Source organism: uncultured Serinicoccus sp., from assembly GCF_947500995.1.
Lineage (GTDB): Bacteria > Actinomycetota > Actinomycetes > Actinomycetales > Dermatophilaceae > Ornithinicoccus.
Window position 1 is genome coordinate 419,024 of record NZ_CANMUA010000001.1, and the last position, 22,722, is coordinate 441,745.

Genomic DNA, 22,722 nt, shown 5'->3' on the forward strand with positions numbered 1-22,722 from the left:
GCCGCCGAACGACGAGGGCTAGGACTGGGGCCACGAGCGGTAGCCGAGCAGCTCGGCGTCCCGCACGTAGCCGAACCCCTCGTAGAGCGCGACGGCGGGCGCGTTGGCCTCGTCCACGACGAGATTCACCGTGCCCTGCCCCGAGCGCTGCAGCAGCGCCCGTGAGATCGCGGCCAGCAGCCCCGGCGCGAGCCCCCTGCCCCGGTGGTCCGGCGCGAGGGCCAGGAAGTCGAGGTAGCCGGCGCCGTCGGCCTGGATCTCCCCCGAGGCGTAGCCGGTGAGCTCGCCGTCGTGCTCGAGCACCAGGGTGGACCGCGCCTCGTCCGCCAGCAGCTGGCGGGCGGTGGCGTAGGTGCCGGGGAAGGCCGCGTCGTGCAGCGCGGTGATCGCGGGCAGGTCGGCGGGCGTGGCGACGCGGGCGTCCGGCGCGTCGGCCGGCCAGCGGTGAGCCGTCGCAGGCGTGGCCTGGTAGGCGATGCTCATGCCCGTGGCGTGCCACCCCAGGTCAGCGGCGAGCCGCGCCATACCGATGTGGGCCGGGGCCGCGCTCAGCTCGTGCTGCTCCACCCCCGGCGGTAGCTGCTCGAGGGCCGCTCGGACGAGCGGGGCGGCATGCGCCGACCAGGTCTGCTCGTCGAGGGTCCACGGACCGTGGATCCAGCTGCGCATCGTCTCCTCGGGGTCGACGTCGTGCAGCACCGCGCCGACGACCCGGCCGGAGGGTTCGACCGCCACCCGCAGAGTCTCCTGCCAGGGCGTGTCGAGGTCGTCGAGCTCGGCCCGCACTCCGTCGGCCTCGGTGCCGAGGTAGGCGCACGCCGTCGTCGGCGAGCTCTGGGCGGTCACGATGAGCGCCAGGGCGGCATCCTGGTGGTCCGCGTCGGCCCTGGTGATGGTCATGAGGGCAGGCTAGCGACGGCCGGGGCGGCCGGGCCAACCATTTCCAACGCTCGGTCGTGCCGCAGCCAACCATTCGCGGTGCTCGGTCGGTGAGAAGCCAACCATTCACGACGCCCGGTCGGTGACAAGCCAACCATTCACGACGCCCGGTCGGTGACAAGCCAACCATTCACGACGCTCGGTCGGTGACAAGCCAACCATTCACGACGCCCGGTCGTGCCACTGCCGACCATTCACGACGCCCGGTCGGGGAACGGGGTCAGGCGAAGGAGCCGCCCGGCCGGCGGCGCTCGCGGGCGGACCAGCAGACGGTGTGCCAGTGGCGGCGGTTCTCCGCCTGCTGCATGCCCGCGGTGGGCCAGGCCACGGTGTGCGCCACGTCGGCGCGCACCTCCTGCTGGCACCCGGGGCACCGGTAGGACCGGCCGCTGTCGTTGGGCCGCACCCGACGCACCGCCCACACCTGACCGGCGTAGCGGACCTCCTCGACCCCGCGCCGCAGCGGGTCACCCACGCCGGCCGGTCCCCCGCCCTGCCGGGCCCGCGGCCGGCCGCCCCGTCGAGGGCGGTTGGACCGGGGCACCGGCTCAGGCCGTGAAGGGCCGGTCGAGCAGGACGTGCTCGATGAGCAGCGGGGAGGGCGCCACGGACTCGCGCGGCAGCCCGCCGGCCTCGGCCAGCTCCTCGCAGACCGTGAGGACCTCCTCGGCCCCGATCTGGTCGATCATGGCGAACGGCCCGGCCGGGTAGCCCAGCCCGTGCCGCAGCGCCGTGTCGATGTCGTCCACGCCCGCGTAACCCTCGTCCAGCATCCGCACCGCGTCCATGAGGTGCGGCATGAGCAGCGCGTCGACCACCAGCCCGGGGCGGTCCCGGCAGACGACCGGCTCGGCGCCGATCGTCCGGACCAGGGCGCGCAGGATCTCGACGGTCTCGTCGTCGGTGGCGCTGGAGCGCCCGATCTCGACGACCTGCCCGTGGCCCGTCGGGGCGTGCACCCGCAGCACCGCCGCCCGCTCCGGCCGGCCCGAGAGCGCGCCGATCGCCACGGCGAGGTCCTCGCCGACGGTGGTGAGGACCGTGCGCTCCCCCACGACGTCGGCCAGCAGCTCCCACAGCTCCTCCTGCACCGGCGTCACCGGCGCCGGCTCGGCGTCCGCGAGCTCGCTCTCCGGCGTCGCCGTGCCGGCCTCGACCACGACGTCGACCCCCGCCAGACCGGCCAGGTCGTCCCGGTCCGCGGGGTCGGGGACGTGGGTGACGGCATACCCTCCCTCGCGCAGGCGGGAGACCAGCTCGTCGGCGATCTCGCCGCCGCCCACGACGCCCACGGCGCCGACCTCGGGCACGCTCGCCTCCGCCCCCGGCTCGTCGACGACCTGCCCGCTCCCCGGCCGGGCGTAGGTGTAGAAGCCCGCGCCGCTCTTGCGGCCGAGCAGACCGGCGGTCACCATGCGCTCGAGCATCGGGCTCGGGGCGTGCATCGGGCTGCGGCTGTGGGCGTAGATGACGTCGCCGATGTGGTGGCAGACGTCGAGCCCGACGAGGTCCATGAGGGTGCACGGGCCCATCGGCAGCCCGGCGCCGACCCGCATGGCGGTGTCGAGGTCGGCGCGCGAGACGTGGCCCTGCTCGAGCATGCGCAGCGCGGAGACGAAGTAGCCGAAGAGCAGGTAGTTGGCGACGAACCCGGCCCGGTCCCCCACCACGACCGGCCGCTTGCCGACGCGCCCGGCCAGCTCGACGACCGCGTCGCGCACGGCGTCGTCGGTGCGCAGGGTGGTGATGACCTCGACCAGCTGCAGCACGGGGGCGGGGTTGAAGAAGTGCATCCCCACGACCCGCCCGGGGTATGCCGTGCCCGCGGCGATGGCGGTGATCGACAGGCTCGAGGTGTTGGACGCGAGCACGGCGTCGGGGGCGACGATGTCGTCGAGGGCGGAGAAGACCTGGTGCTTGAGGTCCAGCACCTCCGGGACCGCCTCGACGACGAGGTCGGCCGGGGCGAGGTCGGCCATGGCGGTGGTGATGGTGACCCGGTCCAGGATCTCCTGCTGCCCGGCCTCGTCGAGCCTGCCCTTGGCGACCGCCCGGTCGGTGGAGGCCCGCAGGATGCCGCGCCCGCGCTCGGCGAGCTCCTCGGTCGTCTCGACTCCGACGACCTGCAACCCTCCCCGGGCGAAGACCTCGACGATGCCGGCACCCATGGTGCCGAGCCCGATGACCCCGACGGTGGTGATCTGACGCATACCGGGCATCCTCTCATCACCCCCGGCTAGGGTGAGGCCCGTGCGTGTCGTGATCGCCCGGTGCTCGGTGGACTACCACGGAGCCCTCGAAGCCCACCTGCCCCTCGCCACCCGCCTGCTCATGGTCAAGGCCGACGGGTCGGTGCTCGTGCACTCCGACGGGGGGTCCTACAAGCCGCTGAACTGGATGGCCCCGCCGTGCTCGATGGCGCAGACCGACCCGGACGAGGTGGAGGCCGAGCAGGGCGTCACCCAGGTCTGGCAGGTCTCGCACGGCAGGCGGGAGGACACCCTGCGGGTGAAGATCCACGAGGTGCTCTCCGACACCAGCCACGACCTGGGGGTCGACCCGGGGCTGGTCAAGGACGGCGTCGAGGCCCAGCTGCAGGCGCTGCTGGCCGAGCACATCACCACCCTCGGCGAGGACTGGACGCTGCTGCGCCGGGAGTTCCCCACCGCCATCGGCCCCGTGGACATCCTGTGCCGAGACGCGGCCGGCACGACGGTGGCCGTGGAGATCAAGCGGCGCGGCGACATCGACGGCGTCGAGCAGCTGACCCGCTACCTCGAGCTGCTCAACCGCGACCCCCACCTCTCCCCGGTCCAGGGCGTCTTCGCCGCGCAGCTCATCAAGCCGCAGGCCAGGGTCCTCGCGACCGACCGCGGCATCCGGTGCGTCACGCTGGACTACGAGGCGCTGCGCGGCATCGACGACGCGGAGGCGCGGCTCTTCTGAGCTAGCGTGACCGCCATGCCCGCCCTGTCCGTCGTGGTCCCGTGCTTCAACGAGCAGGGCACCCTCGCCGAGCTGCACGTCCGCCTGGGCGACGTGGCCGACGAGCTGGGCGTCGGCGACTCCCTCGAGCTGGTGCTCGTCGACGACGGCTCGACCGACGACACCCTGCGGGTGGCGCGCACGCTGGCCGCGCAGGACCCTCGGGTCGTCGTGCTGCGGCTGTCCCGCAACTTCGGCAAGGAGGCGGCCATGCTCGCCGGCCTCCGGCAGGCCCGCGGACAGAGCATCGCGATCATGGACGCCGACCTGCAGCACCCCCCGGAGCTGCTGACCTCGATGTACACCCTGCTGCGGACCACCGAGGTCGAGCAGGTCGTGGCCCGCCGCGACCGCGCCGACGACCCCTTCGTCCGCTCCCAGCTCTCCCGGCTCTACTACCGGCTGGTCAACGGGCTCATCGAGACGGTCCGCGTCCAGGACGGCGTGGGCGACTTCCGCGTCATGAGCCGCGCGGTCCTCGACGCCCTGCTGGCCCTGCCCGAGCGCAACCGCTTCTCCAAGGGCCTGTTCTCCTGGGTCGGCTTCCCGACCGGCACGGTCAGCTACCGCAACGTGCAGCGCGGCAGCGGGCGCTCCGGCTGGACCCTGCGCTCCCTGCTCAACTACGGCATCGACGGGGCGCTCGCCTTCAACACCCGCCCCCTGCGACTGCTCATGCACCTGGGCGGCTGGGCGGTGCTCGCCGCGCTGGGCTACCTCCTGTGGCTGCTCGTGGGCTACCTCCTGCACGGGGTCACCCAGCCGGGCTACATCACCACCATCGCGGTCATCACCGGGTTGTCCGGCGTGCAGCTGCTCGCCGTCGGCGTCATGGGCGAGTACGTCGGCCGGATCTACCAGGAGGTCAAGGCGCGACCCAGCTATCTCGTCCACGAGGTGATCCGGGGAGGCGAGGGGGACGGACCAGGTCCTGACGGGACCGGCGCCACCGAGGCGCGATGAGGAGCCTGCTGCGCTTCGTCGTCGTCGGGGTGGCCAACACGGCCGTCTACTACCTCCTCTACCGCCTGCTGCTGCTCGGTATGCCGTACGTCCCGGCCCACCTGCTCGCCTGGTCCGGGGCGGTGGTCTTCTCCTTCTTCGCCAACAGCCTGTTCACCTTCGGGGTGCGGCCGACCTGGCGGCGCTTCCTCGCCTACCCGGCCACGACGCTGGTCAACCTGGCCTTCACGACGGTCGGCTCGGTGCTCCTCGTCGAGGCGGCCGGCCTGGACGAGCGCTACGCCACCCTCGTCATGGGCGTCGCCGCCGTGCCGGTCACGTTCCTGCTCACCCGCACCGTCCTCACCGCCGGTCGGGAGCCTGCTCCGCCGCGCGGGTGAGGGTGCGCTGCCAGGTCGTCTCGCACCCGGTCGTGGTGTCGGTGGTCCGGTCCTCGCGCCGCTCGGTGTCGGTGAGCACCACCCCGTCGGGGAGGTCGTAGAACTGGCGCAGGTCGCAGGCGTAGCGCGCGAGGTAGAAGGCGCGGTGGTAGGCATACCCCTCCTCGGGCAGCTCCGGGACGACCACCTCCCCGGCCCCCGCGACCCGGGCCGCCTCGACGTCGTCGACGAAGGTGTCGTAGGCGTCGGCGTTGCGCGCGGCGTGCTGCGACGTGACCGCCACGTAGCCGACCGACGCGACCAGGCTGGCGGCCAGGGTGGCCACGGTGAGCACGTCGGCCGCCCGCGCCTGACGCGGGCCCGCGCCGGCGAGCGCGCCCAGGACCAGCCGCAGGGCGCAGGCCACCGCGAGGACGAGCGCGGTGACCGGGAGGAAGAAGGCACGCTGCCCGCAGACGGAGGCCACGATGGGCACCCCGGCGGAGACGACGCCGGCGGCGGTGAGCGCCACGACGGGGTAGGCCGCGACCGCCCCCCACGCGTCCACGACCAGCACGAGCACGCTCACGACGAGCACGACCGCCGCGGCGACGACGGCGAGGGCGAGCAGGCTGGCCGGGACGGCGGTGTCCGGGTCGGCGCACAGGTCCGCCAGGCGCGGCCAGCGGCGGCGGGCCACCAGGAGCAGGACCCAGGCGGCTGCGCCGGCCACCACGGCGACCCGGCGGGGTGCCCGGCCGGACAGCCGGACCGCGACGACCGCCAGGACCCCCAGGGCCAGCCACCACCCCAGGGTGAGCGAGGCGAACATCAGGGTGGTGCGCGAGAGCGCCTGCAGCAGCGGCAGGGCGAGGTCCTCCTCGGTGGTCCGGCGCCACAGGCCAGGCGCCGTGGCCAGCACGACGAAGCCCAGCGCGGAGGCGCCGACAGCCGCCCAGGTGGACCGGGCGCGCCCGCCGGCCGGTCGCCGCAGGGCGAGCGCGAGCACGGTGACCACGAGGGTCGCCACCGCGGACACCTCGTGCCCGAGGTGGGCATACACGACGACGGGCAGGACCAGCCAGGTCACCCGAGGTGGGAGGGCGCCGCTGACGGCGGCGCCGGCGACGAGGAAGGCGAGCGTGGAGAGCGGGTAGTTGGCCATGCCGGACACCCAGAGCAGGCCCTCCCCGGTGAGCCAGGAGTGCGCCTGGACGGCGAGGAAGGGCACGCCCAGCCCGAGCACCGCCCAGACCAGCGGCCGGGTCCGGTGCGGGGCAACCATCCGCAGCCAGGGCCAGGTCGCGATCCCGGTCAGGACCATGAGCGCCACCCCGACGACCAGCGCCCCGGGCCGCCCGCCGAGCAGGACGAGCCGCGCGGCCGCGTCCGCGGCCCTGCCGTTGCGGTAGGTGTAGTCGAACTGCCAGGTCGCGAGCCAGCCCCGCAGCGTGCGGGCGTCCCCGGGCTGCTCCCCCGCCATGGCGTGCAGCCAGTCGTCGCCGGCGGGGAAGCCGTGCCGCAGCACGAGCCCCCAGCCCACGGCCGCCAGGGCCACCGCGAGGACGAGCACCACCGCCGCGGACCGGGAGGAGACGACCGGTCGGGGCCGGGTGGCGGCGTTCATCACCAGGACACGATGCCAGAGCAGCGCTCCGGCTCGCGCCCCAGGGCGGGCCGCTGCGGCACAATCGTCCCGTGACCCGCTCCGCCGCCATCGCCGCGCCCAACACCTACGCCACCGAGGCGGCCGCGCAGGCCCTGTCGGCGGGGGGCAACGCGGTGGACGCCGCGGTGGCCGCGATGCTCACCGCCACCGTCACCGAGCCCGGTGTCATCTCCACCCTGGGCGGGTGCTTCGTCAACGTCTGGGCGCCCGGGGAGGACCCGGTCGTCGTCGACGGCAACGTCGAGATGCCCGGCCGCGGCATGAGCGCCGACCGCCGCGGGGGCGGTCTCATCGAGGCCGCGTCGGACTACGGCGGCGGCATGGTGACCTACGTGGGGCCGGGGTCGGTCGCCACCCCCGGGATGCTCGCCGCGATGGGCTGGGCCCACCAGCGCTACGGCCGGGCGCCCTGGGCCGAGCTGCTGCAGCCCGCGGCGGACGTCGCCCGGGCGGGGTACCCGCTCAGCCGCACCGCGCAGTCCTACCTCGTCCTGGTCACCGACACCATCCTCGCGTGGGACCCGGCCACCCGGGCGCTGCTCACCGTGGACGGCGCCGCACCCTCCGTCGGCCACCGCGTCGTCGACCCGGTGCTGGCCGACACCCTCGAGCACATCGGGGCGGACGGGGCCGGCACCGCCTACCACGGCGACGTCGCGCGGGCGATCGACGCCGACATGCGCGCCCGCGGCGGGCTGCTCTCGCTGGTCGACCTCGAGGCCTACCAACCGGTCGTACGACGGGCGCTGCGCAGCCGGCTGGGCCCCTGGGACCTCGCGTGCAACCCTCCGCCCTCCATCGGCGGGCCGGTGCTCACCGCGCTGCTGCGCCTGCTGGGGGCGGTCGACGGGCCGATCGAGCCGGCGCAGGCGGCGCAGGTCATGCAGGAGGTGCTCGACATCCGCCTCGACCGGATCGACACCGCGCACGACCTCGAGGCGGCCGGCGCCGAGCTGCTGCAGACGCTGCACCACATCGGCGCCACGGGGCTGCCGACCTCCCCCTCGACGGCGCACGTCTCGGTGGTCGACGCCGACGGCCTCGCCTGCGCGCTCACCGCGTCGGCGGGCTACGGCTCGGGGATGACGATCGCGGGCACCGGCCTGGTGGCCAACAACTCCCTCGGTGAGCTGGAGCTCAACCGGCACGGGCTGCACGCCCTCGCACCGGGCACCCGGCTGGCCTCCAACATGGCGCCGACCACGGCCCGCCGGGAGGACGGTGCGGTCCTGGCCATCGGCACCCCCGGTGCCGACCGGATCACCACCGCCCTGGCGCAGGTGCTCACCCACCTGGCCCGCCACGGCGAGGACCTGCAGACGGCCGTGGACCAGCCGCGGATGCACCCGCGCCGGCTCGAGGACGGCACGACGCGCATCGACCACGAGCAGGACGCGCAGATCGCGGCCAGCCTGGACGCCGCCGGGCTGCCCCGCCACGAGCACCCGCCGAGCTCGATGTACTTCGGCGGGGTGGGCGCGGCGCTGCGCGAGCCGGACGGGACCCTGGAGGCGGCCGCGGACGCCCGTCGGGTCGCGGCGACCCTGGTCACCTGAGCGGGCGACGCCCGCGCATGGCAGCATGCAGGGCATGGTCAACCTCACGCGGATCTACACCCGGACCGGCGACGACGGCAGCACCGCCCTGGGCGACAACGGCCGGACCCGCAAGACGGATGCCCGGCTGGCGGCGTATGCCGACACCGACGAGACCAACTCGGTCATCGGGGTGGCCGTCGCCGGCGGCAACCTCCCGGTCGAGGTGCAGGAGACGCTGGCCCGGATCCAGAACGACCTCTTCGACGTCGGTGCCGACCTGTGCATGCCGCTGCGGGCGAGCTATGAGTGGGAGCCGCTAAGGGTCAAGGCCGAGTGGGTGGAGGAGCTCGAGGCCGACTGCGACCGCTACAACGCCGACCTGCCGGCCCTGCGCTCCTTCATCCTGCCCGGCGGGACCCCGGCCGCCGCGCTGCTGCACCAGGCGCGCACCGTCGCCCGTCGGGCCGAGCGCTCGACCTGGGCCGCCCTGGAGGAGTACGGCGACCAGCCCGCGGACGAGGACGCGACCAAGGGCGTCGGCGGGGTCAACCCGCTCACCGCGACCTACCTCAACCGGCTCTCCGACCTGCTGTTCATCCTGGCCCGGGTGGCCGGTCGGGCCGGCGAGGGCGACGTGCTCTGGCAGCCCGGCGGCGGCAGGGAGCAGCCCTCGCGCTGAGGGCGGGCCCTGACCCCCGGTTGGTCAGGCGACGTGGGAGTTCCAGCCGGGCGGTACCGCCTCGACCCAGGAACGCAGCGCCGTGTAGTGCTGCTCGCCCAGCGCCAGCTCGAACCGCGCCGTGCCGTAGCTCACCGGCACCCGGATGAGGGCGGCCCCGCCCAGGTCGGCGGCGTCGGCGGTCCCCAGCGGGCCGGCCACCCCCAGGTCCAGGTTGCCCCGCATCCACGGACCGACGGACGGACCGCCTCCTCCCCGCAGGGAGAGGCGGTCCTCGGTGAAGCGCAGGGTGCCCCGGCGCCAGAGGCGCTCGGCGTCCCGGTAGGCCGCGGGCATCGGTGGGCACATGCTCCCGCGGTCCCCGGCGATCCGGAACGAGAGCAGCCCGAGGCCCAGGATGACCAGGGCCCCGACCAGGGCCATGAGCACCAGGACGATCGCACCGGCGCCGGTCATGAACGGTGGCGTGCCCGTCAGCCGGCGGCGGGGGCGGACAGCGAGCCGGCGTCGACCCGGTCGGCCACCACGACGACCTTGTCCTCGTCCACGGAGAGGAAGCCCCCGTCGATGGTGACCGCCTGCGGCGTGCCCCCCGTGTAGATGGTGACGTCCCCCTCGACGAGCACCGCGAGGACCGGCGTGTGACCGGGCAGGATGCCCAGGTCACCGTCGATGCTCCGGGCGCTCACCATCGTTGCCTCGCCCTCCCAGACCTTGCGGTCCGCGGCGACCAGCTCGACCTGCAGTGCACTCACGAGATGTCCCTTCGATGACGGTTCAAGGATCGAGTCTACCGGCCCGCCCGGAGGACCCGGAACGCGACCGGTCCCGCTGCGCCGGGGCGACCTCGACCGCCCCGGTACGACGGTTGATCGCCGACATGCCGTGGTAGACGAGCAACGCCGCGCCGGTGCCGAGGGCGATCCCCTCGAAGCTCAGCGCACCCGCGTCCCACGTGTAGTTGGCGATGCCGACGACCAGGGCCACCGCCGCGGTCGCCAGGTTGATCGGGTTGCCGAAGTCGACCCGGTGCTCGACCCAGATGCGGACCCCCAGGACCCCGATCATGCCGTAGAGCACGGTGGCGGCCCCGCCGAGGACCCCGGCCGGCACGGTCTGGATGAGGGCCCCGAACTTCGGCAGGAAGGCCAGGGCGACCGCGGTGAGGGCGGCGACCCAGTAGGCCGCGGTGGAGTAGACCCGGGTGGCCGCCATGACCCCGATGTTCTCGGCGTACGTCGTGGTGCCCGAGCCACCGCCCGCCCCGGCCAGCGTGGTCGCCAGGCCGTCCGAGAGCAGCGTGCGGCCCAGCAGGTGGTCCAGGGCGTCCGCGGACTCGCCGGTCATCTGCGCCACCGACTTCACGTGCCCGATGTTCTCCGCCACGAGCACGAGCACGACGGGCAGGAAGAGCCCGACGACGCCGAGGTGGAACTCGGGCGCCATGAGCGGCGGTGCCCCCAGCCACCCCGCGTCGGCGACGACCGCCAGGTCGACCTCGCCGCGGACCAGCGCCACGGCATACCCGACGAGCACGCCGAGCAGGATCGACAGCCGGCCCAGCAGCCCGCGGAAGAGCACCGTGCAGAGCAGGATCGCGACCAGCGTCGCGAGGGCGGTGACCGGTGCCTGCTCGACGTTGCCCCACGCCGCCGGCGCGAGGTTGAGGCCGATGAGCGCCACGATCGCCCCGGTCACGGTCGGGGGCATGAGGCGGGCGATCCAGCCGTGGCCGGCGAGCTGCACCACCACACCTACCAGGGCCAGCCCGACCCCGGCGATCACCACCCCGCCCAGCGCGCCCGCGGGTCCGTGCTCGGCCTGGGCGGCGGCGATGGGGGCCAGGAAGGCGAAGCTGGAGCCGAGGTAGGAGGGGACCTGGTTGCGGGTGACGAGGAGGAACAGGACCGTCCCCAGCCCGCTGAAGAGCAGGGTCGTGCTCGGCGGGAACCCGGTGATGAGCGGGACGAGGAAGGTCGCGCCGAACATCGCGACGACGTGCTGCATGCCGATCCCGACGGTGGGCAGCCACGCGAGCCGCTCCCGGGGTCCGACGACCTCCCCCGGCGTGATCCGACGGCCGTCTCCGTGCACGGTCCACATGACTGGTCTCCTCGCTGGTCTCGCTTGGTCCTGCACCGGACGCGCGGTCAGTACGCACCGGACGGGCGGTCAGCACGCACCAGACGCGTCTGCGTCGGCGCACGCAGTCAGGCCCCGGTGCCCGCGGACGCGGGTGCCGGGGCCTGACTCAGGCGACGGGCGTGCTCAGCTGTTCTTCTCCAGCTCGGCGGCCTGGCGCTCGACGTCCTCGAGCCCACCGCACATGAAGAAGGCCTGCTCGGGCAGGTGGTCGTAGTCGCCGTCGGCCACCTTGGTGAACGCCTCGATCGTGTCGGACAGCGGGACGGTCGAGCCCTCGATGCCGGTGAACTGCTTGGCGACGTAGGTGTTCTGCGACAGGAAGCGCTGGATCCGGCGGGCGCGACCGACGAGGATCTTGTCCTCCTCGGACAGCTCGTCGATGCCGAGGATGGCGATGATGTCCTGCAGCTCCTTGTAGCGCTGCAGGATCGACTTCACCCGGACGGCCGTGTCGTAGTGCTCCCGGCTGATATAGCGCGGGTCGAGGATCCGGCTGGTCGAGGTCAGCGGGTCCACGGCCGGGTAGATGCCCATCGAGGCGATCGGGCGGGACAGCTCGGTCGTGGCGTCCAGGTGGGCGAAGGTCGTCGCCGGGGCCGGGTCGGTGTAGTCGTCGGCCGGCACGTAGATCGCCTGCATCGAGGTGATGGAGTGACCGCGGGTGGAGGTGATCCGCTCCTGCAGGGTGCCCATCTCGTCCGCCAGGTTGGGCTGGTAGCCCACGGCCGAGGGCATCCGCCCGAGCAGCGTGGACACCTCGGACCCGGCCTGGGTGAAGCGGAAGATGTTGTCGATGAAGAGCAGCACGTCCTGCTTCTGGACGTCGCGGAAGTACTCCGCCATCGTCAGCGCGGACAGCGCGACCCGCAGGCGGGTGCCCGGCGGCTCGTCCATCTGGCCGAAGACCAGGGCGGTCTGGCCGAGGACCCCGGCCTCCTCCATCTCGACGATGAGGTCGTTGCCCTCGCGGGTCCGCTCGCCGACGCCGGCGAAGACGGACACACCGCCGTGGTCGCGGGCGACACGGGCGATCATCTCCTGGATGAGCACCGTCTTGCCCACCCCGGCGCCGCCGAAGAGGCCGATCTTGCCACCCAGCACGTAGGGGGTCAGCAGGTCGATGACCTTGATGCCCGTCTCGAACATCTGGGTCTTGGGCTCCAGCTGGTCGAAGGCCGGCGCCTGGCGGTGGATGCCCCACCGCTCGTTGACCTCGAGGGTCTCGCCCTCGGGCAGGTCGAGCACGTCACCGGTGGCGTTGAAGACGTGACCGAGGGTGACGTCGCCGACCGGGACGGTGATGGGGCCGCCGGTGTCCTGCACCTTCGCGCCGCGGACGAGGCCGTCGGTCGGCTGCAGAGAGATGGCGCGCACCATGTTGTCGCCGATGTCCTGGGCGACCTCGAGGTTGACGGTCTTGGTCTCCCCGCCGATCGCGACCTCGGTCTTCAGCAGGTTGTAGAGCGAGGGCATCTGCCCCGGGGGGAACTCGACGTCGACGACGGGGCCGATGATCCGGGCCAGGCGACCCACGGCGCCCTGGGTCTGCTCCGTGGTGGGAGCCTCAGTGGTGGCAGTCATGGCTGCGTGCTTCCTCTCACTTGGCGTCGGCGAGGGCGCTCGCGCCGCCCACGATTTCGCTGATCTCTTGGGTGATCTCGGCCTGACGGGCCTGGTTGGCAAGACGCGTGTAGGTCTTGATGAGCTCCTCGGCGTTGTCCGTCGCCGACTTCATCGCCCGCTGGCGGGCGGCGAGCTCGGAGGCGGCGGACTGGAGCAGGGCGTTCCAGATCCGCGAGGTGATGTAGCGCGGGAGCAGGGCGTCGAGCACCTCGGCGGCGTCCGGCTCGAACTCGTAGAGCGGAAAACCGTTCTCCGGCGTGCGCGGAGCGGCGTCCTCGACGACCTCCAGCGGCAGCAGGCGGGTCACCTGCACCTCCTGGGTCACCATGTTGACGAACCGGGTGTAGACGAGGTGGATCTCGTCGACCCCGCCCTCGTCGGTGCCCTTGGTGAACTCGCCGATGAGCCGCTCGGAGATCTCCTGCGCGACGTCGAAGGTCGGGGAGTCGGAGAAGCCGCTCCACGAGTCCTCGAACGGCCGGTTGCGGAAGGAGTAGTAGCTCTCCGCCTTGCGTCCGGTGAGGAAGGGGACGAACTCCATCCCCGACTCCTCCACGAGCTCGCGCAGCTGCTCGCTTCGCTTGAGCACGTTGGCCGCGTAGGCACCCGCGAGCCCTCGGTCGGAGGTGACGACGAGCACCCCCGCGCGGCGCGGCTGCTCCCGCTTGGTGGTCAGCGGGTGGTCGACGTCGGCATGCGTCGCGACCGCCGAGGCGGCCCGGGTGATCGCCCGGGCGTACGGCGTGGTCTCCGCGACCCGCTGCCGGGCCTTGACCACCCGGGAGGCGGCGATGAGCTCCATCGCCCGGGTGATCTTCTTGGTCGACTGGACGGACCGGCTGCGCTGGCGGTACTCCCGCTGCTGCGCTCCCATATCTCGCCTCTCTCGTTGGCTCTGGTGGTCGGTCGGATCGCTGGGGTATGCCCGCGCTCAGCTGCGCTGGACGGTCAGCTGCTCCTGGTCGACCTCGTCGTCTCCCATGGCCTCGACGGGGTCGTCCTCGGCGGAGCCGACGCCGACCTCGGCGCTGTCGTCGGGGGCGAACTCGGACTGGAAGGCGCTCATGGCGTCGCCCAGCGCGGCGGCGGTGTCGTCGCCGAGCTTGCCGCTCTCGCGGATACCGGCGAGGAGCCCGTCGTGCTCCCGGCGCAGGTACTCGACCCACTCGTTCTCGAAGCGACGCACGTCGCTGACCGGCACCTCGTCGATGTGGCCGTTGGTGCCCGCCCAGATGATCGCGACCTGGTCCTCGACCGAGACCGGGGAGGACTGCGGCTGCTTGAGGATCTCGACCATGCGCGCACCCCGGGCCAGCTGGGCCTTGGACGCGTCGTCGAGGTCGGAGGCGAACATCGCGAAGGCCTCCATCTCGCGGAACTGCGCGAGGTCGACCTTGAGCCGGCCGGAGACCGACTTCATCGCCTTGATCTGCGCGGCGCCGCCGACCCGGGAGACCGACACACCCACGTCGATCGCCGGGCGGACGTTGGAGTTGAAGAGGTCCGCCTGCAGGTAGATCTGCCCGTCGGTGATGGAGATGACGTTGGTCGGGATGTAGGCCGAGACGTCACCCGCCTTGGTCTCGATGATCGGCAGCCCGGTCATCGAGCCGGCGCCCACCTCGTCGGACAGCTTCGCGCAGCGCTCGAGCAGCCGCGAGTGCAGGTAGAACACGTCGCCCGGGTACGCCTCGCGGCCCGGCGGGCGGCGCAGCAGCAGCGACACCGCGCGGTAGGCCTCGGCCTGCTTGGACAGGTCGTCGAAGACGATGAGCACGTGCTTGCCGTCGTACATCCAGTGCTGGCCGATGGCCGAGCCGGTGTAGGGGGCGAGGTACTTGAAGCCGGCGGCGTCCGAGGCGGGCGCCGCGACGATGGTGGTGTAGTCCAGCGCGCCGTTCTCCTCCAGCGTGGCGCGCACCGAGGCGATGGTGGAGCCCTTCTGGCCGATCGCGACGTAGATGCAGCGCACCTGCTTGTCCGGGTCGCCGGACTCCCAGTTGGACTTTTGGTTGAGGATGGTGTCGATGGCGACGGCGGTCTTGCCGGTCTGCCGGTCGCCGATGATGAGCTGGCGCTGACCGCGGCCGATGGGGATCATCGCGTCGATCGCCTTGATGCCGGTCTGCAGCGGCTCGTGGACCGACTTGCGGGCCATGACGCCCGGGGCCTGGAGCTCGAGGGCCCGACGGCCATCGGTCTCGAGCTCGCCCATGCCGTCGATCGGCTGCCCGAGGGGGTTGACGACGCGGCCGAGGTAGCCGTCACCGACCGGGACGGAGAGGACCTCACCGGTGCGCCGGACGTCCTGACCCTCCTCGATGCCGGAGAAGTCGCCCAGCACGATGACGCCGACCTCGTGCACGTCGAGGTTGAGGGCCAGGCCGAGGGTGCCGTCGGCGAACTCGAGCAGCTCGTTGGTCATCACCGAGGGCAGGCCCTCGACGTGCGCGATGCCGTCGCTGGCGTCGACCACCCGGCCGACCTCTTCGCGTGAGGCCGCACCCGGCTCGTAGGACTTGACGAACTGGTCCAGCGCGTCCCGGATCTCCTCCGGACGGATCGAAAGCTCCGTCATGATTCTTCTCCTCGTCGTGGCCCTGGGCTTGGGGTCGGGCCGGTGCTGTGGGGGTAGGTGGTGGGCTCTGGTCAGCCGGCCATGAGGCGGCGGGCCTGGTCGAGACGATGGCTGACGGTGCCGTCGATGACCTCGTCACCGATCTCGACCCGGATGCCGCCGACGACGTCGGGGTCGACGACCACGTTGGTGTGGACGGTGCGGGAGTACTGCCGGCTCAGCGTCGCGCGCAGGGCCTGCTCCTGCTCGTCCGTGAGCGGCACGGCGGTGGTCACGATCGCGGTGAGCTGGTCCTGGACCTCGGCGGCCTGCTCGAGGTATGCCGCGAGCGTGCGCTCGAGGCGGCTGCCGCGCACCCCCACGGCCGCCTGGGCGGCCAGGCTCACCGTCTCGGGGGCTGACTTCACCGACAGCAGGCGCTCCACGAGGGAGCGCTTGGCGTCGGCCGGGGCGCGCCGGTCGGCGAGGGCCGCCTGGAGCTCGGACGCGGACTGCACGATCCGGGAGAACCGGAACAGCTCGTCCTCGACCTGGCCCAGCCGGTCGTGCCGGTAGGCGTGCACCAGGTGCGCCTCGACCGAGAGCCGCTCGAGGGCGGTCGCGAGGTCACCGGTCCCCGCCCAGCGCTGCGTCACGACCGCCTTGACGACGTGCAGCGCCGGGTCGCTCACCTTGCCGCCCAGGAGCTGCTGGGCGATCGCGGCCCGCTCCTGGCCCTCGCGGGAGGGGTCGGCCAGGGTGCGGGCGAGCACCTTGTTGCCGTCCACGAGGCGGGCCACGGCCCAGACCTGGTCACCCACGCGGGCCGGGTCAACCGACCCGCCCTCGTGCTGGAGCACCTGCTCCAGGCCCTCGCGGGCCTCGTGGTAGGACCGCCGGAAGGCGCTGTCCATCAGCGGACCTCGTCGTGGGCGCCGAGCTGCTCGGGCTCGATGGCACCGGACTCCAGGTCCGCGAGGAACCGGTCGACGATCCCCCGCTGGCGTGCCTCGTCCTCGAGGGACTCCCCGACGATCTTGCTGGCCAGGGCGGTGGAGATCTGCCCCACCTCGCCGCGCAGCTGGACGAAGGCCTGCTGGCGCTCGGCCTCGACCTGCTTGTGCGCGGTCTCGGTGATCCGGTTGGCCTCGACCTGGGCCTGCTCGCGCATCTCGGCGATGATCTGCGCGCCCTGTTCCTTGGCCCGCTCGCGGATCTGGGCGGCCTCGGCCCGCGCCTCGCCGAGCTGGTCCTCGTACTTCTTCTTCGCGGCGGCTGCCTCGGCCTCGGCCTTCTCGGCACGCTCCATCCCGCCCTCGATGGCCGACGTGCGGTCGGCGTAGGCCTTCTCGAGGTTGGGGACGATCTTGCGCTTGACGAAGAAGTAGAAGATGCCGAAGACGATCAGACCGAAGATGAGCTCCGGCATGTAGGGCAGGATCGGGATGGCTCCCTCACCGGCCCCGATGGGCTCGGAGTGGTCCTCCTCGGTCGCGGCCTTCAGCGCGCCCGCAACGATCGTGGTGTAGTCCACGAGCGGCTCCTCACGTGTACGTGTCCGTCACCGGTGGACCGGTGCTGCGGACGGGTCTGGGGAAGGGGCAGGGCGGGTCAGCCGACGAAGAACGCGATGAAGAAGAGCACGAGGCCGAAGATGGCGAGGGCCTCCGCGAGCGCGAAGCCGAGGATGGCGATCGGCTGCAGCTTGCCCTGCGCCTCGGGCTGGCGGGCGACGCCGTTGATGTAGGCCGCGAAGATCAGACCCACGGCGATCGCCGGGCCGATGGTCGACACGCCGTAGCCGAGGAGGGTGATGTCACCAGACACGTCAGTTCTCTTTCCTGTTGAGGTCCCGGCAACCCGTCGGGCGCCGGAGGCTTCTAGTGCGTATTCAGTTGTGGTCGGGGATGGAACCGGGGCAGGTCAGTGCTCGTCCGCCAGGGCCCCGCCGATGTAGGACGCGGCGAGGAGGGTGAAGACGTAGGCCTGCAGGAACTGGATCAGTGCCTCGAACACCGTGAGCAGGGCGCCCAGGATCCAGGCGGGCAGGGCCACCAGCATGAGGCCCGGCTCGAAGGTCTTGAAGAGGTACCAGCCGCCGACGATGAAGACGACGAGGAGCATGTGCCCGGCGAACATGTTGCCGAACAGTCGCAGCGCCAGCGTGAGCGGACGGGTGATGAAGAAGGTGATGAGCTCGAGGAAGAGGATGAACGGCTTGATCCACCCCGGCAGGCCCGCGGGGAGCATGCCCCCGATGTAGGCGCCCAGACCGCCGGCCTTGCGCAGCCCCACCCAGTGGTAGACCACGTAGACGATGAGGGTGAGGCCGATCGGGAAGCCGATCCGCGCCATCGTGGGGTTCTGGAACGGCGGGATGATCCCGAACACGTTGTTCAGCAGGATGAAGACGAACAACGAGAACAGGAACGGCACGAAGGGCATGAAGTCCTTGCTGCCGATCATGTCGCGGGCGATGCCGTTGCGGGCGAAGTTGTAGACCTGCTCGGTCAGCCACTGACCCTTGCCCGGGACGATCGCGGCCCGGCGGGTCGTGACGAACAGCGCCACCATGAGCAGCCCCGTCGCGATGGCCATGAGCAGCATGGGCCGGGTGAAGTAGTACTCGGTCCCGGGGATCGCGAAGAGGGGCTGCCAGAAGTCGCCGGGGGTGGGGGGGAAGTGGCTCCCCTCACCGGCCGTCGGCAGGACGAGGCCAGCGGCCGTCGTGGTCGCGTTCACGCGTTCTCCTCCACACAGTCTTTGTCGGACGTCGAAGCCCCTGGGCGGACAGGGACAGGACCCGGCTCCGAGGTCATGACCTACCGTACCTGAGCCAGATGACGTACATCGACGCCACCATCCCGAGGACCACGCCGACCGGGAGGGCCACGACGGTCCCCCACCAGTGGTCCAGCGCGAACCCGACCAGCCCGAAGCCGGCCGGCCCCGCGAGGAGGTAGGCGAGGGCACCGTTGGCGACGTCGGTCTGGGCGCTCATGCCCTCGACCTCCGGCTCGTGCCCGCCGTGCGGGGACGGCACCCTCATGCCCCACCCCCCGGGGTCGGCAGGGTCAGCGCGGACCGCGACCGCAGGTAGCCGACGACCAGCCCGGCCTGGAAGACGAGGCCGACGAGCACGAAGGCGACGACCAGGGGCACGATCTGGAGCCAGGTCGTCTGGGCCAGGGCCCAGATGACCGCTCCCAGCGCCGCCATCTGCAGCACGAAGACCCCGAACGCCCCGGCCATCGTGGTCGCCGTCGGGCCGGCCAGGACACCGCGGATGCCGACGACCCCCAGGGCGAACACCACCAGCGACAGCGCGCTGCCGACGAGGGCGGAGACCGCGCCCCAGCCGCCCACGGCGGCCCACGTCAGCAGGGGCACGAGCACGGCCACCGGGACGCCCGCCACCAGGGCGCCGCGCATCATCGTGCGCGCCGCCGGGCGGGCGGTCGCGGGGGTCACGGTGGGGGTCATGGCGTCGATGCTCCGGACGGGGGAAGGAGGGTCGGTGCGCTTGTGAAAACTATCACAAGCGCTCTGGGCTGGACCAATCCGCACGTGGGCGGGGCGGACGGACCAGCCGGGGCCCCCACGCTACCGCCGTCCGCCCGCGAGGTCGGGCGCCGACCGCAGGGTGAGCGCCACGGCCAGGGCCAGCAGCCCGGCGATGCCGGTGAGCGACACCCAGGCCGGCAGGTAGGCGAAGGACACGCTCCCGGCGGCGATGAGCAGGGACCACAGGTAGAGCAGGACGACGGCCCGGCGGTGGCTGTGGCCGATGTCGAGCAGCCGGTGGTGCAGGTGCCCGCGGTCCGGCTTCCACGGCAGCTGGCCGGCCCGGGTGCGGCGCAGGATGGCGAGCACCATGTCGAGGAAGGGCAGCGCCAGGATGGCCAGGGGGATGACGACCGGCAGGAGGATGGCGGTCACGGCAGAGACGCTGGCCACCGAGGAGCTCGGGTCCACCGAGCCGGTCATGGAGATGGTCGCGGCGGCGAGGAGCAGCCCCAGGAGCAGGGCCCCCGCGTCCCCCATGAACAGCCGCGCCGGGTGGAAGTTGTGCGGCAGGAACCCGAGGCACACGCCGACGATCGCGGCGCTGATGAAGGTCGCCTCGGAGAAGACGTTGGGCGGGTCGAAGCTGCGGCTGACCAGGTAGGTCCAGCTGAAGAACGCACCGGCGGCGATGAGGACCACCCCGGCGGCCAGCCCGTCCAGGCCGTCGATGAAGTTGACCGCGTTGGTCGAGATGACGACGACGAGGATGGTGAGCGTCACCATGACCGGCTCGGGCAGGTAGGTGACCCCGAGAATGGGCAGCGAGAGCAGCCGGACGCCGTAGAACGCCATGATCCCACCGGCCAGGATCTGACCGGCCAGCTTGGTCAGCCAGTCCAGCTCCCGGACGTCGTCGACGGCGCCGAGCGCGGTGATGAGGACCGCGGCCGCGAGCACGCCGAAGAGGCGGGGCGTCGCCTCGAAGAGCTGGCCGTGGTAGGGCAGCTGCGAGCCGAGCACCACCGCCGCGGCGAAGCCCGCGAGCATGGCGACCCCGCCCAGCCGTGGGATCGGCACGGAGTGCACGTCGCGGTCGCGGACCGCCGTGATGGCGCCCATCCGCAGCGCGAGGCGACGCACCAGGGGGGTCGCGAGGTAGGTGACGACCGCTGCGGTCAGCAGCACCATGAGGAACTCGCGCACTGGTCTGTCTCACCCCTCCCGGCGGTCGGTCCCGTCGAGGTATGCCGTCGGCGGCGTCGCTGCCCCGCGGCCCGTCAGCCGGCCGTGGGCTCGGGGTAGGCGGGGTAGGCCGTGAGCAGCTCGCCGGCGGCCTCCCGGATCTCCCTCGCGACCGGGTGGTCCGGGCTGCCGTCGGTCTCGGTGACCGCCCGGTGGATGAGGTCGGCGACGACCGACATCTGCTCGGGACCCATCCCCTGGGTGGTGACCGAGGGGCTGCCCACGCGGATGCCGGAGGCCACGTTGGGCTTCTCCGGGTCGAAGGGGATGGCGTTCTTGTTGAGGACGATCCCGGCGGCGTCGCAGCGCGCCTCGGCGTCGACGCCGGTCACCCCGACGCCGCGGAGGTCGTGCAGGGACAGGTGCGTGTCGGTGCCCCCAGTGACCGGTCGGATGCCCCGCTCGTCCAGCGCTCCCGCCAGGGCGGAGGCGTTGGCCAGCACCCGCTGGGCGTAGTCCTGGTAGGCGGGGGTCATGCACTCGGCGAAGTTGACGGCCTTGGCCGCGACGCCGTGCATGAGCGGCCCGCCCTGCATCATCGGGAAGACCGCCCGGTCGATCTTCCTGGCGTGCTCCTCGGTGCAGACGATCGCGCCGCCGCGCGGCCCGCGCAGCACCTTGTGGGTCGTGAAGGAGACGACGTCGGCGTGCGGCACCGGGGAGGGGATCACCTGGCCGGCCACCAGCCCGATGAAGTGCGCCGCGTCCACCCAGAAGATCGCGCCGACCTCGTCGGCGATCGCCCGGAAGCGCGCGAAGTCGATGAGGCGGGGGATGGCCGAGCCGCCGGCCAGGATGATCTTGGGCCGGTGCTCCTTGGCGAGCGCCTCGACCTGGTCGTAGTCGATGTGCTCGGTGTCCGCGGCGACGCCGTAGTGGACGGCGTTGAACCACTTGCCGGAGAAGCTCACCTTGAAGCCGTGGGTGAGGTGACCGCCGTGGTCCAGCGACATCGCGAGGATGGTGTCGCCGGGCGAGGCGAAGGCGCCGTACACGGCCTGGTTGGCGCTGGCGCCGGAGTGCGCCTGGACGTTGGCGTGGTCGGCCCCGAAGAGCTGCTTGGCCCGCTCGATCGCGAGCTTCTCCACCTTGTCCACCTCCGAGCAGCCGCCGTAGTAGCGGGCGTCGGGGTAGCCCTCGGCGTACTTGTTGGAGAGCGTGGACCCCAGGGCGGCGAGGACCGCCGGGCTCGTCTGGTTCTCGCTGGCGATGAGCTGGATCCCGGCCCGCTGCCGGTCCAGCTCGGAGACGAGGAGCTCGGCCACCTGCGGGTCCTGCTCGAGCAGGGCCCCGAAGGACGGGCCGTAGTAGGAGTCCGGGGTCACGCGCGTCGTCATGCGGCCCACTCTATGGGGTGGGTGCGCTCTCGTCGGCCCGCGGCGCGGCGACCGTGCGCACGGCGTCGGCCGGCACCCGCACCCCGCTCGGGGTGACCGAGCCGACCAGGCTCGCCCGCTCCCCGTCCCCCGGGTCCGCGGGGCCCGGCTCGTCCGCCTCCTCGGGGGTGCTCGTGGCGGCGTCCTCGGGGGTGCTCGTGGCGGCGTCCGCCGCCTCCGGGGAGTCGTGCAGGACGGTGGTGCCCAGCACCCCGCGGATCTCCTCGGCCCGCAGCGCGCCGAGCCGCAGGACGACGGGCTCCTCCCCCGTGCAGTCCAGGATCGTCGAGGGCTGCCCACCGGTGCGCGGCCCGCCGTCGAGGTAGGCCGCGACCGCGCCGCCGAGCTGGTCCAGGGCTTCCTGAGCCGTGGTGGCGGCGGGGTGACCGGTGACGTTCGCGCTGGTCACCGCCAGGGGGCCGACCTCGGCGAGCAGCTCCAGGGCGAGCTCGTCGTCGGGCATGCGCAGCGCGACGGTCCCGTTGGTCTCGCCGAGGTCCCACTGCAGCGACGGCTGCGCCTGCAGCACGAGGGTGAGCGGCCCGGGCCAGAAGTGGCGCATGAGGATGCGGGCGTACATCGGCACGTCGGTCGCCAGCCCGTCGACCGTCCGCGGGTTGGGCACGAGGACCGGTGGAGGCATCTCCCGGCCGCGGTGCTTCGCCGCGAGCACCATCGCCACCGCGACGACGTCGAAGGCGTCGGCCCCCACGCCGTAGACCGTGTCGGTCGGCAGGACGACCACCTTGCCCTCGCGCACGACCGCTGCCGCACGCGCGAGGGCGTCCTCCCGCTGCTGCTCGTCGACGCAGTCGAGCAGGCGGTCCTGCAGCGGCGCGGTGCCGGACATGGGGCCTCCGTCGGGGTGCTCGGTGTGGGCGGGACCCATCTTCCCACGTCAGGCCGGAGGCGGTTCGACTTGCACTGCGCCTGCGGAACCAGTTGGGTGAGGTGTTGCCCACGGCGGGCGCACCCGACGCGCCCGCCTCGACACAAGGAGAGTGACCCGTATGCGCGGTAGCGGCCTGATCTGGACCATCGTGGGCGTTCTGCTCATCATCGCCCTGCTGATCTTCATCTTCTGATCACCCCCGACCTCTGACGTCGGTGCCCTTCGGGGCGCGTCCGACGATCCGCACG

Annotated in this window: 24 protein-coding genes; 5 read left to right on the plus strand and 19 right to left on the minus strand. The window is 72.5% G+C overall.

Annotation, left to right across the window (positions count from 1 at the left end; all coding sequences use genetic code 11):
• Positions 1–18: 18 nt before the first annotated feature.
• From Q0967_RS01795 to Q0967_RS01805, 3 genes are all read right to left on the minus strand, one after another.
• Positions 19–900 carry a GNAT family N-acetyltransferase gene (locus Q0967_RS01795; RefSeq protein WP_298748819.1) on the minus strand — a complete coding sequence of 294 codons (882 nt, stop codon included), beginning with the start codon at positions 898–900 and terminating at the stop codon, positions 19–21.
• 259 nt (positions 901–1,159) lie between these two features.
• A complete protein-coding gene (locus Q0967_RS01800; RefSeq protein WP_299448897.1) occupies positions 1,160–1,483 on the minus strand; it encodes a hypothetical protein in 324 nt (107 codons plus the stop codon).
• A gap of 4 nt (positions 1,484–1,487) precedes the next feature.
• Complete coding sequence (locus Q0967_RS01805; protein WP_298748821.1) at positions 1,488–3,149, minus strand: 3-hydroxyacyl-CoA dehydrogenase family protein; 1,662 nt, start codon at positions 3,147–3,149, stop codon at positions 1,488–1,490.
• Between the two features lie 40 nt (positions 3,150–3,189).
• On the opposite strand from Q0967_RS01805, the gene nucS reads away from it, so the two are divergent.
• The 3 genes from nucS to Q0967_RS01820 are packed head-to-tail and all read left to right on the plus strand — an operon-like array spanning position 3,190 to position 5,267.
• A complete protein-coding gene (gene nucS / locus Q0967_RS01810) occupies positions 3,190–3,885 on the plus strand; it encodes an endonuclease NucS (RefSeq protein WP_298748822.1) in 696 nt (231 codons plus the stop codon).
• A gap of 15 nt (positions 3,886–3,900) precedes the next feature.
• Positions 3,901–4,887 carry a glycosyltransferase family 2 protein gene (locus Q0967_RS01815; protein WP_298748824.1) on the plus strand — a complete coding sequence of 329 codons (987 nt, stop codon included), beginning with the start codon at positions 3,901–3,903 and terminating at the stop codon, positions 4,885–4,887.
• Complete coding sequence (locus Q0967_RS01820; RefSeq protein WP_298748825.1) at positions 4,884–5,267, plus strand: GtrA family protein; 384 nt, start codon at positions 4,884–4,886, stop codon at positions 5,265–5,267. The genes Q0967_RS01815 and Q0967_RS01820 overlap by 4 nt, the downstream gene beginning before the upstream one ends.
• Here the strand turns inward: Q0967_RS01820 and Q0967_RS01825 are convergent.
• Positions 5,230–6,873, minus strand: coding sequence for a DUF6056 family protein (locus tag Q0967_RS01825; protein WP_298749105.1), 1,644 nt, complete (start codon positions 6,871–6,873; stop codon positions 5,230–5,232). The two genes, Q0967_RS01820 and Q0967_RS01825, sit on opposite strands and share 38 nt — an antisense overlap.
• A 71-nt stretch (positions 6,874–6,944) precedes the next feature.
• On the opposite strand from Q0967_RS01825, the gene Q0967_RS01830 reads away from it, so the two are divergent.
• Entirely contained in the window at positions 6,945–8,471 is a 1,527-nt protein-coding gene (locus tag Q0967_RS01830; protein ID WP_298748826.1) for a gamma-glutamyltransferase, read from the plus strand.
• Positions 8,472–8,505: 34 nt separating this feature from the next.
• Complete coding sequence (locus tag Q0967_RS01835; RefSeq protein ID WP_298748827.1) at positions 8,506–9,132, plus strand: cob(I)yrinic acid a,c-diamide adenosyltransferase; 627 nt, start codon at positions 8,506–8,508, stop codon at positions 9,130–9,132.
• Positions 9,133–9,156: 24 nt separating this feature from the next.
• On the opposite strand, the gene Q0967_RS01840 is transcribed toward Q0967_RS01835, so the two are convergent.
• The 15 genes from Q0967_RS01840 to Q0967_RS01910 form a co-directional block, all read right to left on the minus strand.
• The gene (locus Q0967_RS01840) at positions 9,157–9,588 is read right to left on the minus strand and encodes a DUF2550 family protein (protein WP_298748828.1); all 432 of its coding nucleotides are present in this window, start codon (positions 9,586–9,588) and stop codon (positions 9,157–9,159) included.
• Between the two features lie 17 nt (positions 9,589–9,605).
• Positions 9,606–9,887 carry a F0F1 ATP synthase subunit epsilon gene (locus tag Q0967_RS01845; protein WP_298748829.1) on the minus strand — a complete coding sequence of 94 codons (282 nt, stop codon included), beginning with the start codon at positions 9,885–9,887 and terminating at the stop codon, positions 9,606–9,608.
• A gap of 22 nt (positions 9,888–9,909) precedes the next feature.
• Entirely contained in the window at positions 9,910–11,235 is a 1,326-nt protein-coding gene (locus Q0967_RS01850) for a uracil-xanthine permease family protein (protein WP_298748831.1), read from the minus strand.
• Positions 11,236–11,400: 165 nt separating this feature from the next.
• Positions 11,401–12,858 (minus strand): F0F1 ATP synthase subunit beta, encoded by a 1,458-nt coding sequence (gene atpD / locus Q0967_RS01855; RefSeq protein WP_298748832.1) that lies wholly within the window; start codon positions 12,856–12,858, stop codon positions 11,401–11,403.
• A 16-nt stretch (positions 12,859–12,874) separates the two neighbouring features.
• Positions 12,875–13,774 carry a F0F1 ATP synthase subunit gamma gene (locus tag Q0967_RS01860; RefSeq protein WP_298748833.1) on the minus strand — a complete coding sequence of 300 codons (900 nt, stop codon included), beginning with the start codon at positions 13,772–13,774 and terminating at the stop codon, positions 12,875–12,877.
• 57 nt (positions 13,775–13,831) lie between these two features.
• On the minus strand, positions 13,832–15,478 hold the full coding sequence (gene atpA, locus Q0967_RS01865; protein ID WP_298748834.1) for a F0F1 ATP synthase subunit alpha: 1,647 nt from the start codon (positions 15,476–15,478) through the stop codon (positions 13,832–13,834).
• Between the two features lie 71 nt (positions 15,479–15,549).
• The gene (locus tag Q0967_RS01870; protein ID WP_298748835.1) at positions 15,550–16,371 is read right to left on the minus strand and encodes a F0F1 ATP synthase subunit delta; all 822 of its coding nucleotides are present in this window, start codon (positions 16,369–16,371) and stop codon (positions 15,550–15,552) included.
• A complete protein-coding gene (locus Q0967_RS01875) occupies positions 16,371–16,925 on the minus strand; it encodes a F0F1 ATP synthase subunit B (protein WP_298749106.1) in 555 nt (184 codons plus the stop codon). The genes Q0967_RS01870 and Q0967_RS01875 overlap by 1 nt, the downstream gene beginning before the upstream one ends.
• A 143-nt stretch (positions 16,926–17,068) precedes the next feature.
• Positions 17,069–17,284 carry an ATP synthase F0 subunit C gene (locus Q0967_RS01880; protein ID WP_058890803.1) on the minus strand — a complete coding sequence of 72 codons (216 nt, stop codon included), beginning with the start codon at positions 17,282–17,284 and terminating at the stop codon, positions 17,069–17,071.
• A 96-nt stretch (positions 17,285–17,380) separates the two neighbouring features.
• Entirely contained in the window at positions 17,381–18,199 is an 819-nt protein-coding gene (gene atpB, locus Q0967_RS01885) for a F0F1 ATP synthase subunit A (protein ID WP_298748837.1), read from the minus strand.
• 73 nt (positions 18,200–18,272) lie between these two features.
• The gene (locus Q0967_RS01890) at positions 18,273–18,506 is read right to left on the minus strand and encodes a hypothetical protein (RefSeq protein ID WP_202978407.1); all 234 of its coding nucleotides are present in this window, start codon (positions 18,504–18,506) and stop codon (positions 18,273–18,275) included.
• The gene (locus Q0967_RS01895; protein ID WP_299448904.1) at positions 18,503–18,940 is read right to left on the minus strand and encodes a hypothetical protein; all 438 of its coding nucleotides are present in this window, start codon (positions 18,938–18,940) and stop codon (positions 18,503–18,505) included. Before Q0967_RS01895 ends, Q0967_RS01890 begins: the two co-directional genes overlap by 4 nt.
• 120 nt (positions 18,941–19,060) lie before the next feature.
• Positions 19,061–20,167, minus strand: coding sequence for a glycosyltransferase family 4 protein (locus Q0967_RS01900; RefSeq protein ID WP_298748840.1), 1,107 nt, complete (start codon positions 20,165–20,167; stop codon positions 19,061–19,063).
• A 74-nt stretch (positions 20,168–20,241) separates the two neighbouring features.
• Complete coding sequence (glyA, locus tag Q0967_RS01905) at positions 20,242–21,543, minus strand: serine hydroxymethyltransferase (protein ID WP_298748841.1); 1,302 nt, start codon at positions 21,541–21,543, stop codon at positions 20,242–20,244.
• Between the two features lie 10 nt (positions 21,544–21,553).
• Entirely contained in the window at positions 21,554–22,471 is a 918-nt protein-coding gene (locus Q0967_RS01910; protein ID WP_363321982.1) for an L-threonylcarbamoyladenylate synthase, read from the minus strand.
• Between the last annotated feature and the right edge of the window lie 251 nt (positions 22,472–22,722).

What these genes read in the sequence shown, in the direction of transcription:
- Q0967_RS01820 (WP_298748825.1), top strand. Translation starts at nt 4,884, where the DNA reads ATGAGGAGCCTGCTGCGCTTCGTCGTCGTCGGGGTGGCCAACACGGCC.
- Q0967_RS01895 (WP_299448904.1), bottom strand. Translation starts at nt 18,940, where the DNA reads ATGACCCCCACCGTGACCCCCGCGACCGCCCGCCCGGCGGCGCGCACG.
- Q0967_RS01840 (WP_298748828.1), bottom strand. Translation starts at nt 9,588, where the DNA reads ATGACCGGCGCCGGTGCGATCGTCCTGGTGCTCATGGCCCTGGTCGGG.
- Q0967_RS01850 (WP_298748831.1), bottom strand. Translation starts at nt 11,235, where the DNA reads ATGTGGACCGTGCACGGAGACGGCCGTCGGATCACGCCGGGGGAGGTC.
- atpD (WP_298748832.1), bottom strand. Translation starts at nt 12,858, where the DNA reads ATGACTGCCACCACTGAGGCTCCCACCACGGAGCAGACCCAGGGCGCC.
- Q0967_RS01870 (WP_298748835.1), bottom strand. Translation starts at nt 16,371, where the DNA reads ATGGACAGCGCCTTCCGGCGGTCCTACCACGAGGCCCGCGAGGGCCTG.
- Q0967_RS01860 (WP_298748833.1), bottom strand. Translation starts at nt 13,774, where the DNA reads ATGGGAGCGCAGCAGCGGGAGTACCGCCAGCGCAGCCGGTCCGTCCAG.
- Q0967_RS01805 (WP_298748821.1), bottom strand. Translation starts at nt 3,149, where the DNA reads ATGCGTCAGATCACCACCGTCGGGGTCATCGGGCTCGGCACCATGGGT.
- glyA (WP_298748841.1), bottom strand. Translation starts at nt 21,543, where the DNA reads ATGACGACGCGCGTGACCCCGGACTCCTACTACGGCCCGTCCTTCGGG.
- Q0967_RS01815 (WP_298748824.1), top strand. Translation starts at nt 3,901, where the DNA reads ATGCCCGCCCTGTCCGTCGTGGTCCCGTGCTTCAACGAGCAGGGCACC.
- Q0967_RS01825 (WP_298749105.1), bottom strand. Translation starts at nt 6,873, where the DNA reads ATGAACGCCGCCACCCGGCCCCGACCGGTCGTCTCCTCCCGGTCCGCG.
- Q0967_RS01795 (WP_298748819.1), bottom strand. Translation starts at nt 900, where the DNA reads ATGACCATCACCAGGGCCGACGCGGACCACCAGGATGCCGCCCTGGCG.
- Q0967_RS01890 (WP_202978407.1), bottom strand. Translation starts at nt 18,506, where the DNA reads ATGAGGGTGCCGTCCCCGCACGGCGGGCACGAGCCGGAGGTCGAGGGC.
- atpA (WP_298748834.1), bottom strand. Translation starts at nt 15,478, where the DNA reads ATGACGGAGCTTTCGATCCGTCCGGAGGAGATCCGGGACGCGCTGGAC.
- Q0967_RS01910 (WP_363321982.1), bottom strand. Translation starts at nt 22,471, where the DNA reads ATGGGTCCCGCCCACACCGAGCACCCCGACGGAGGCCCCATGTCCGGC.
- Q0967_RS01835 (WP_298748827.1), top strand. Translation starts at nt 8,506, where the DNA reads ATGGTCAACCTCACGCGGATCTACACCCGGACCGGCGACGACGGCAGC.